The sequence below is a fragment of the Sphingobium indicum BiD32 genome (assembly GCF_000382885.1).
Lineage (GTDB): Bacteria > Pseudomonadota > Alphaproteobacteria > Sphingomonadales > Sphingomonadaceae > Sphingobium > Sphingobium japonicum_C.
Window position 1 is genome coordinate 1 of sequence record NZ_CAVK010000102.1, and the last position, 5140, is coordinate 5140.

Here is a 5140-nt window from a genome sequence, read left to right on the forward strand (position 1 = left end):
AATCTCCGCCAAGCATGCTCAAGCTTCACGATTTTTGCAACAGAGCCGTTCGAAGCGACCGGCATGGTCCGCACTCGACATGACGAAAAGGTGCCCGACCTCCAACTGGTGTTCATGCCCGCACATCGCAACGCGTCGGGCTTTCCCATTCCGCTGGGACACGGCTATGGCATTCTGAACGTACTCCTTCACCCGAAGAGCCGGGGCTCAGTGCGCCTGGCAAGTGCCGACCCGCGTAGCGCGCCGCTGATCGATCCGAAGTTCTTTGCTGACGAACGCGATTTCGAACCTCTGCTAGCGGGCATCGCGCTCAGCCGCCGTCTTTTTGCGAGCAAGGCGTTCACGCGGATGGAGGCATGGGAGATAGTGCCGGGCCCCGACGCCATAACGCCTGACGAACTGCGAGCCGCGATCCGCCAGACGGCCGTGACCGTCCATCATCCAGTCGGCACGTGTGCGATGGGCAGGGGTAAGGGTGCGGTCGTCGATCCACAGCTATCCGTACACGGCCTTCACGGCCTCCGCGTCATCGACGCTTCGGTGATGCCCAATGTCGTGCGCGGCAATACGGCCGCGGCCGTGATGATGATTGCGGAGAAGGCGTCGGATCTCGTCCGGCACGCACAAGATCGCCAATCAACACCATGAAGGATAATTGAGATGAATAAGATCGTGTTCGTACGTTTTCTTCCAAAGGCCGGCCACGAAGCCGAAGTCGAGGCTATCCTGCGCATTATGGTGCCGAACACGCGGGCCGAACCCGGCAATTTGCGCTATGATCTCTTCAAGGCCGATCACGAAGGGCGAACGCTTTTTCATCTGATCGAACGTTATCGAGATGACGACGCGGTCGCCTTTCACCGCGAGACCGACCACTACAAGGCCTATCGGGCCAGCATCCTGCCGCTGCTCGATGATCCGATCGGCGTGAGTGCGCATTTCGCGGAAGTTGGGCAGTGATTTCGCGCGATCTCGGGCACGCGTTTCACGGCATCGCGGGCAGCCATTTCGCGCCCTCGGGCAGGCTGGCCAACGGGTGTTATTGAGTCAGGGCTGAAGGCTTTGGTCAAGCAATTTCATGGTGCTCATCTTTTTTCGCATGCTGTCGCCGCTCAGGGTTAGGCGGTGAGCGTTGTGGACCAGGCGGTCGAGGATCGCATCTGCCAGGGTGGGATCGCCGATAACCTCGAACCATTGATCCACCGGAAGCTGACTGGTGACGATGGTGGAGCCCCGACCTTGTCGATCGTCGAGGATTTCCAGCAGATCGCGTCGCTCTGTTGCCGTCAGGACTGAGAGCCCCCAATCATCAAGGATGAGCAGTTCCGTACGTTCGATGGCTTTGAGAACGCGGGCATGTCGTCCGTCGCCTTTGGCTATGGCCAACATCTGGAACAGGCGGGGCACGCGATGATAGACAACCCGGCGACCATCACGGCAAGCTTTGTTGCCCAGTGCGCAGGCGATCCAGCTTTTGCCCAACCCTGTTGGCCCTGTGATCAGCAAATTTTCGTGCCGGTTGATCCAGCTGCCATCGATCAGATGCGCCATCACCGCGACATCAATGCCGCGAGGGCTGCGCATGTCGATATCTTCAACACAGGCCGCGTGGCGCAGGGCGGCAAAACGTAACCGCGTAGCCAGCTTCTTGGCGTCACGCTCTGCAGCTTCGCGATCGACGAGCAATCCCAGCCTTTCTTCAAAGCTGAGGCTTTCAAACGTCGCGCCAACGCGCCGCTGTTCATGAAGTGCCTTTGCCATACCGGAAAGCCCGATAGCCTCCAGACGGTCGCAAGTGGGATGGGACAGCAACAGTAATCTCCTCTGTCAGTGGTAATAGTTCTGGCCGCGGATGTTGCGGTGTTGCAGCGGCAGCTCTTCGGGGTCTGGTTCCAGGAAAGCCTGATCAAGACCGGTCTTCAGGATCGAGCGGATGGATGCGACCGATCGGGCCTTGATGGCGACGGCCCGGCGGCATGCGGCATCGATCCGCCGGGGCTCGAAGCTTTTGGCCAACGACAGCACGCCCAGGCAGGTTCGGAAGCCTTGTTCGGGGTGCGGCCTGTCCTGCATTACGATATCGCAAAACGCAGCCACGGAGGGCCCCAGCTTTGCGGCGCTGTTCAGAATGCGCGTCGCGGACCATTCGGCATAGCGGCGGTGCGCCGACGGCATATGCTCGGCCGCCGTGACATGACTACGCCGTCCGGGATCGCGCAGATGGCTAGCGACGCGTTTGCCACGATGGAAGATTTCTACCGTGGCATGAGTAACCCGCGCGTCCACGTCCTGCCGGATCAAGTTGAACGGCACAGAATACCAGCAGCGATCTACCTCGATGTGATAATCGGGGGCGACACGGGCCCGTTTCCAGCGCGCAAAGACATAGGGATCGGCGGGCAGCGGCTGCAAGTTCGGACGATCCAATGTGGCGAACAAATCAGCGCGACTGGCGCCATAGTCACGCATGACGCGCATGTTCAATTCGTCGAGCAATGGCCGGATGGCAGTGTTCAGCTCGGCTAGTGAGAAGAACCTGCGATTGCGCAACCTTGCCAGGAGCCAGCGCTGGGCGACTTGCACGGCTACCTCGACTTTGGCCTTGTCTTTTGGCTTTCGCACGCGCGCCGGCAGGATTGCTGTGCCGTAGTACCCGGCCATTTCAGCATAGGTCCGGTTCAAGCCGGGATCATAGCGGTCCGGCTTAATCACAGCCGATTTCAGGTTGTCGGGTACGACCACCTTCGGCACACCGCCCAGATAGGCAAACATCCCCACATGGGCCGCAATCCAATCCTCCAGCCCTTCGCTGGCAACAGCCAAGGCGTAGGTATAGCTTGAGGCCCCCATCGCTGCGACGAACAGCTTGGCCGCTTTCACCTCACCGGTTGCCGGGTCAACGATCTCGATCGTGTCGCCGGAGAAGTCGACAAACACCTTTTCGCCGCCCACATGCGTTTGCCGCATGCTCGGCCGTACACGGCCTTTCCACGCGTCAAAGTGGGTGCAAAACCATGTGTAGCCAAATCCGTGGGGGTGCTGTGCCCGGTATTCCTGCCACAGCAACATGCGCGTGACCCCGCGCTTGCGCAGTTCCTGATCAATTACGGCCCAATCCGGAACTGGCCGGTCTGGATCGGCCACGTCTGAAGCGTTCGGGAATAGCAGCAGCTCAAGGCTGTCATCATCCAGCCCCTCCGGCAGGGGCCAGCCCAGTCCAGCATCCCGGGCGCGCCGCAGGTACGTGCCCACACTCCCTTTCCCAAGCCCAAGCGAGGACGCAATCGCCCGCTCACTCAGCCCTTGGGCAAACTTCAATCGCAAAACGTCGCGAATACGGCGCATGGTCAAACGTCCTGTCGGCATTCCAATCCTCCTGTGTTTCAGGAGGCGGAGTAACTGCAGTTCGTTGGTCATGCCTGCCCGCGATCGCGCGAAATCAGTGCCCGCGATCGTGTGAAATAGGTGCCCGGCTTCCCGTGAAATCGCTGCCCGCGATCAGATGAAATCAGTGCCCGCGATCACGCGAAACGCGCACGTGAGTTTTCTCGAGCCTCTCGACGTGCAGTCCCTGTAATGCATGCGCGCGCTGTCATCCGCCATGCTTCCGGGCCAAGGATGGCTTGGCAATCGATAGTTAGGCGAAAATCTCGCGACGTGTCCGTAGCACTGTCCCCAACCTTTGGGTTCGCGAAGCAATAGTCTGATTCAGGACGACGGTGCCTATGCGCCGCCCGATCGATCCGATGGTGCCTCGCGGCATGGAGATCGGAGACACAGAGATGAATGTCATGCGCAAGATGGAGCCTAACTTGGATAACAATGAACTGACCGAGGAGCTGCTTCGGCGCATAGACGCAATGGTCCCCAACATCCGATCTCGTTCACGCGAGGCCGAACAGATCAGGAGAATCCCTGACGAGACTATCGCCGAGGTCGAGAAGGCGGAGCTTTTACAGCTGATGGTGCCCAAGAAGCACGGAGGCCATGGGCTAGGCTTGGACGCATTGTGCCGGATTGCACGCCGCCTGGCGCACGGCGATGCGTCGACTGCGTGGGCGGTATCGTTCCTGATCGAGCACAACTGGATGCTGTGTCGAATGGATCTGGGACTGCAGGAGGAACTGCTAGCCGAGAGGCCATATATCCGGGCGGCGGCTTCGCTGCTTCCGTTTGGCAAAGCCGTGAAGGTTGATGGCGGCTACAGGTTGAGCGGGAAGTGGGGCTATGGATCTGGCGCCTGCAATTCCGACTGGACGCTCGTGACGTCCTTCGTGGATGAGGAAGGGCAGCCGACACCTTACACCTTTTTGCTGCCGCACGCGGATATCACGCTTCACGATGACTGGCACTTCACGGGAATGGCGGCGACGGGAAGTATCAGCGTATCTGCAGAAGATCTCTTCGTACCCGACCAACGCGCGATTCGCACCGACATATTTCAATCGCCTTCACTGCACCCAGGAGCAGTTCACGAGGAATCGATCTACCGCTTCCCACTGCTTCTTCCGCTGTATCTCATGGTGGCGAGCATAATGCTGGGCTCGGCAGAGGCGGTAATTGAACTCGGTCGCACGCGGATGGAGGAATCCAAGCTGTTCGGGCTGCTTCGGCTCGATCGTGAACAATCACGTGTCCGCTGGAGCAGCGCCCGCCAGAACGTTAGGTGTGCCGATCTGCTCTGGCAGGACGTGCTCTCGCGAACCGCGGCTAAGTGCGATGCCGAGCTGGATTGGTCGCTGGAGGAGGAGGGGCAGTTGAGCCTTGATCTCGTCACGATTGGGCACCTTTGCAAGGATGCAGTGCGATCGATTATGGACGGCGTCGGCTCCAGTGCCTTCAACTTGGCCAATCCTCTCCCGCGTTACATGCGCGATGTCGATGTAATGGTGAGCTGGCCGGGCATGGATTGGGACATCGTGACCGAGCGTGGGACCCGCTGGGTCCTGGGCATGGGCCGTTCGGCGACAGATCCCTTTCCTCCTGCCAAAAAGGAAGATTTGCGCGTTTAAGCCGCTTTAGCGCGCTCCCCGCCTAGCCAATCGGAAGCGAACAGAGACATGGGTGAAAATTTGGAATTTAAGCTCGCCGAGGCGCTATTTGCGGCCGACGTAGAGGCGGCAAGTTCGGTGTTCGAGGG

At 59.7% G+C, this 5140-nt stretch carries 5 protein-coding genes; 3 read left to right on the forward strand and 2 right to left on the reverse strand.

The window, feature by feature from the left end; translation table 11 throughout:
• Positions 1–648 (forward strand): GMC family oxidoreductase (locus EBBID32_RS10490; protein ID WP_231382165.1); only part of this gene is annotated, 648 nt, incomplete at its 5' end.
• 12 nt (positions 649–660) lie between these two features.
• The gene (locus EBBID32_RS10495) at positions 661–960 is read left to right on the forward strand and encodes a putative quinol monooxygenase (protein WP_006956105.1); all 300 of its coding nucleotides are present in this window, start codon (positions 661–663) and stop codon (positions 958–960) included.
• Positions 961–1047: 87 nt separating this feature from the next.
• On the opposite strand, the gene istB is transcribed toward EBBID32_RS10495, so the two are convergent.
• Both istB and istA read right to left on the reverse strand, forming a co-directional pair.
• On the reverse strand, positions 1048–1812 hold the full coding sequence (istB, locus tag EBBID32_RS10500; protein WP_006956108.1) for an IS21-like element helper ATPase IstB: 765 nt from the start codon (positions 1810–1812) through the stop codon (positions 1048–1050).
• 15 nt (positions 1813–1827) lie between these two features.
• A complete protein-coding gene (gene istA / locus EBBID32_RS10505) occupies positions 1828–3366 on the reverse strand; it encodes an IS21 family transposase (RefSeq protein ID WP_006956109.1) in 1539 nt (512 codons plus the stop codon).
• A gap of 359 nt (positions 3367–3725) precedes the next feature.
• Between istA and EBBID32_RS10510 the strand changes: the two genes are divergently transcribed.
• Entirely contained in the window at positions 3726–5012 is a 1287-nt protein-coding gene (locus tag EBBID32_RS10510; protein WP_006956112.1) for an acyl-CoA dehydrogenase family protein, read from the forward strand.
• The last annotated feature ends 128 nt before the right edge of the window (positions 5013–5140 follow it).